We start from the raw sequence: 960 nt of genomic DNA, 5'->3' as shown, positions 1-960 counted from the left end.
AAGGCGGGCCCGTGCCTGCCGCGCAGATGACGCCCGGCGCCGGCGCGCGTCCCGCATCGCCGGATGTGCCGTCGACGCAGTGGGCCCGCTGGCGGGCCGCAGCGGACGAATACGTCGATCACCTGCTCAGCCGGGCGGGCATCGAAGGCGCGCGCGGCAAGGCGATCGCCGCGATGGCGGCGATCCTTGCGGTGGCGCTCGTCGCCGGCCGCGGCGGCTGGCTCGCATGCATCGCGGCGCTGGTGGGCTGCACCGCGCTGCTCACGTTCTGGCTCGTGTCGCGGATCCAGCGCCGCCGGCTGCAGATCGTCCGGCAGCTGCCGTCGTTCCTCGACGGCATCGTGCGGCTCGTGACGCTCGGCAACAGCGTGCCGGCCGCGTTTCAGGCCGCGCTGCTGACCACCGAGGCACCGCTGCGCGGCTGTCTCGACCAGGTGTCGAGAATGCTGCGCACCGGGGTCGAGATCGATCGCGCGATGATGCACGTCGCGAAGGTCTATCACACGAAGGAGTTCGAACTGGTCGGATCGGTGCTGCGGCTGTCGGTCCGCTATGGCGGACGGGCCGACGTGATGCTCGACCGCATGTCGATGTTCATGCGCGATCTCGAGCAGGCGGAGCGCGAGCTGATGGCGATGTCGTCGGAAACGCGGCTGTCGGCCTGGGTGCTCGTGCTGCTGCCGATCGGGATCGGCAGTTTCGTGGTCGCGACCAGCCCCGATTATGTCGAGGCGATGTGGTCCGATCGGGGTGGTCGCCAGCTGCTGTACCTTGCCTTCATGATGCAGGTCGCGGGTGGCGCATGGCTGTACAGGATGGCCCGGCTCAGGTGACGCGATGACTCCCAACCAACTCGGATCGATTGCACTGGCGCTCGGCGCGCTCGGCGTGGTGCTGCTGGCCATCCTCGCGCTGCGCCGCGCCGGCGCGGAAACGCGCAGCCGGCGGGCGCTCGCCGAC

At 70.3% G+C, this 960-nt stretch carries 1 protein-coding gene; it reads left to right on the top strand.

From position 1 onward, the window contains the following. On the top strand, positions 1-833 hold an 833-nt coding region (locus tag G3N94_RS41640; RefSeq protein ID WP_205799949.1), incomplete at its 5' end, for a type II secretion system F family protein. Positions 834-960: the final 127 nt, after the last annotated feature.

It is taken from the genome of Burkholderia sp. Ac-20353 (genome assembly GCF_017104785.1).
Taxonomy (GTDB): domain Bacteria; phylum Pseudomonadota; class Gammaproteobacteria; order Burkholderiales; family Burkholderiaceae; genus Burkholderia.
Note: the sequence above shows the minus strand (reverse complement) of the source record. Positions and strands in the feature narration are given on the sequence as shown.